Raw genomic sequence first — 2718 nt, forward strand, 5'->3', positions numbered from 1 at the left:
CCAAGGCGGTGCAGGTATCTGAAATCATGACGCCCAACGTCATGACCGTCACGCCCACCACTCGCACGCGCGAGTGCATGGGCCTGATGAGTCACAAGCGGATTCGCCATCTTCCGGTGGTCGACGCGGGCAAGGTGATCGGCATGATCTCCATCCGGGATCTGATGGATGACATCATTGCCGATCATGAGCAGACGATCGACCAACTGCGTGCCTACATTCAGACGTGAGGCGCGCACATCGTCGTACAGGCTGCACTCAAAACGATCGCGGTGATTTTCTGTTGGACGTCCGAAGGAGGCGCATGCCGCAACGAAGGAAAACAGCCACGGAGCACATCGAGGTCACGGATCAGATCGGGAAGCGGCACGTGGTCCTGAAGTACACCGAATATCTCGAGGCATCTCCTGACGACGAAGGCGCGATCAACCAGAGCGAAGTCGCGACCGAGTACCGCATGGAAACTGGTCGGCGCGTCACATTGACTGGCACCGACACGTTTCAGACCATCGATGGAATGCTGCGACTCACCACCTTGCGCGCGGGCGGCGCGGCTGTCGCGTCACATCGCATTGCTGACCGCCTGCGACATCTGCAACGTGCCCCGTAAGACCACGTCAGTGATCAGCGTGTAGTCGGCGTCCGTGACGTCAGTCAGTGCGCGTTTTTGAGTGAGGCCGGCGTTGTTGATCAACACGTCGATCTTGCCAGCCCAAGCCAGCGTTTTTTCCACCGCCGACTGGCAGTCGGATGCGGATGTCACATCGCAGCCAAAACCAATTGATGAGCCTGTGCCAACGTCCTCGGCCGCTTGCCGCGCCTCATCCCCATCGATGTCGAGCAACACTAGCTTGACGGTGCCCCCGCAGTCGGGGCCGAGTCGCCAGTGGGTACCTTGCAATACCCGATTCGACCCAGCCGCGGCATCCAGGATGCCTCAAGTCTGGGAGGCCGCCGACGCGCTGCTGCAGGAAGGTCTGCGCCCGACGATCGAGCGCGTGCGCCAGAAGATCGGCAGCGGCTCGCCCAACACCGTGAGCCCGATGTTGGAGCGCTGGTTCGCCACGCTCGGCAAGCGCCTGGAGGGCCGCATCGGCGGCCAGGTCGACGCCGAGGCACAAAAGCTACCCTTGGCCATCGTCCAGGCCGCCCAGCAGTTCTGGGACGTCGCACGCCGCGAAGCCGCCCAGGTGCAGGTCCAGAAGACCGAGGCCACACGGCGCGAGCTCGAGCTAGTGCCCTGGCCCAGAAGGAAGCCGATCTGCAGCAGCGTGAGAGCTCGTACGAGCAGACCCGGATCGCGCACGAAGAGGCCCTCGCCTCGTCACGTCAGGCCGTCGCAGCCATGGAGGCCCAGGCGCTCGCGCAGCGGCAGGAATCCGCGCGCCTTTTGAGTGAGTCGGAGGCTGAGGTGCGGCGCCTGCGCAAGGCTTTTGAAGAGACGGTAGTCAGCAGGGAAGCGCTGCGCGAGAAGGCTGCGATGGAACTCGGCGCCAAGCAGCGCGCCGCGGACGAAGCCGAGGAGCGCCATCTCGCGCAGGAGCGTCGTCTCCTCTCCGAGATCGATCGCGAGCGCATGGCCACGCGCCAGGCCAACGTCGAGCTCGCGAAGGAACAGAAGGCGCGCGCGGCCGACCTGGAAGCTGCCCGCGACTTCCAGGAAACAGCGCAGCAGGCCCTCCAGTCCGCGAAGTCAGCGCACCGCGATGCTGAAGCCAACTGGTCGCGCCAGCACCAGGAGGTGCAACTCGAGCTTGCTACCCTGCGTGAGCGCGCCGCCGGCGCCGAGCAGCGGGCAACCGACCTCGCAGCGCAGCTGCAGCGCCAGCAGGAGCAATCTGAGCGCGAGGTATCTCAACTCCGAGAAAGTCAGGCTGCGACGGCCACCGCGCTGCGCCAGCTTGAGGCCCACCGGGAGGACAACGAAAGACCACAGGCCGCGCGCTCGAAGAAATCGACCAAGAGCTCAGGTCAATGAGCACGCCCTCCTCGACCGGCGTCGCGCCTTCCGACGCCATTCGCTGCTTGTTGCGACAGAGCCCTTTGCTTTCGCTCGCGCGGGCTTCGAAGTTATGACTCGAGGTCACGCCGTTGTGGGGGATTCCAGGATCTGTTGTCGCGGGGCAACTGGCCGTCTGGGTCGTGCACGCGCAACGCGTCCGCGGAAAGCGTGCTGCTGTGGAACAGTACGAGATTCACTCCGCCTACATGCACGGTCGAAGGGAACAGGATCCCCGCTGCGCTTGCATCGAGCGCCAAGTCGCCGAGCACCCAGCTCGGCGGCTCGATGCCCTCATCGAATGCGAGTTGCCGCCAATTGCATGCGTAGTCGGCCCATAGCGGATCCCAGACGTCGGCAGTGTAGCCGGCCGAAAAGTCGACGACCCGCAGGCGGCTCACGAGGAACGTAGTGATGATGCCTGGCTTCAGCAGCAGCGCATGCTGCCGGTATTCCGCCAGAGTGCCGTTTCTTCGCTCTGGGAGAGATACAGCGCCTCGAGGCCGGCGCGGTTGAAGCGCCCACCCTTACGGGCTGCACCAGCGCCGGAGGTGGGGCTGTGCGCCCAACTTGGCGTCAGGATGCGGTATTGGGCTTCGTCATTCCCCAGATCGCGCAGGATCATCCTGTCGCACCGCCGGCGATCGACTCGATATAGTCGATGACCACGCGGGCCTTCCCCGCACGTACCAATGCGTCCGGTGTCTGATAGTCGAACT

Annotated in this window: 7 protein-coding genes; 4 read left to right on the top strand and 3 right to left on the bottom strand. The window is 64.1% G+C overall.

The features are described from left to right. On the top strand, positions 1-230 hold a 230-nt coding region (locus AC1D2K_RS33090; RefSeq protein ID WP_478094458.1), incomplete at its 5' end, for a CBS domain-containing protein. 74 nt (positions 231-304) lie between these two features. Continuing rightward, entirely contained in the window at positions 305-610 is a 306-nt protein-coding gene (locus AC1D2K_RS33095; protein WP_478094460.1) for a hypothetical protein, read from the top strand. Here the strand turns inward: AC1D2K_RS33095 and AC1D2K_RS33100 are convergent. Then, on the bottom strand, positions 563-844 hold the full coding sequence (locus AC1D2K_RS33100) for an SDR family oxidoreductase (protein ID WP_478094461.1): 282 nt from the start codon (positions 842-844) through the stop codon (positions 563-565). The genes AC1D2K_RS33095 and AC1D2K_RS33100 overlap by 48 nt on opposite strands. Before the next feature lie 88 nt (positions 845-932). Between AC1D2K_RS33100 and AC1D2K_RS33105 the strand changes: the two genes are divergently transcribed. Then, positions 933-1394 carry a DNA-binding protein gene (locus AC1D2K_RS33105; protein WP_478094463.1) on the top strand — a complete coding sequence of 154 codons (462 nt, stop codon included), beginning with the start codon at positions 933-935 and terminating at the stop codon, positions 1392-1394. Next, on the top strand, positions 1346-1978 hold the full coding sequence (locus tag AC1D2K_RS33110; protein WP_478094465.1) for a hypothetical protein: 633 nt from the start codon (positions 1346-1348) through the stop codon (positions 1976-1978). The genes AC1D2K_RS33105 and AC1D2K_RS33110 overlap by 49 nt, the downstream gene beginning before the upstream one ends. A gap of 92 nt (positions 1979-2070) precedes the next feature. Here the strand turns inward: AC1D2K_RS33110 and AC1D2K_RS33115 are convergent, their stop codons facing one another. Beyond that, positions 2071-2400: an RES domain-containing protein gene (locus tag AC1D2K_RS33115; RefSeq protein ID WP_478094467.1), complete on the bottom strand. Its 330-nt coding sequence runs from the start codon at positions 2398-2400 to the stop codon at positions 2071-2073. A gap of 26 nt (positions 2401-2426) precedes the next feature. Next, positions 2427-2624 carry an RES family NAD+ phosphorylase gene (locus AC1D2K_RS33120; RefSeq protein ID WP_478094469.1) on the bottom strand — a complete coding sequence of 66 codons (198 nt, stop codon included), beginning with the start codon at positions 2622-2624 and terminating at the stop codon, positions 2427-2429. Between the last annotated feature and the right edge of the window lie 94 nt (positions 2625-2718).

The organism is Variovorax sp. P1_H12_2 (assembly GCF_056405335.1).

Bases quoted from the DNA above. Each gene is read 5' to 3' on its own strand.
- AC1D2K_RS33095 (WP_478094460.1), top strand. From the start codon at position 305: ATGCCGCAACGAAGGAAAACAGCCACGGAGCACATCGAGGTCACGGAT.
- AC1D2K_RS33105 (WP_478094463.1), top strand. From the start codon at position 933: ATGCCTCAAGTCTGGGAGGCCGCCGACGCGCTGCTGCAGGAAGGTCTG.
- AC1D2K_RS33110 (WP_478094465.1), top strand. From the start codon at position 1,346: ATGGAGGCCCAGGCGCTCGCGCAGCGGCAGGAATCCGCGCGCCTTTTG.
- AC1D2K_RS33120 (WP_478094469.1), bottom strand. From the start codon at position 2,624: ATGATCCTGCGCGATCTGGGGAATGACGAAGCCCAATACCGCATCCTG.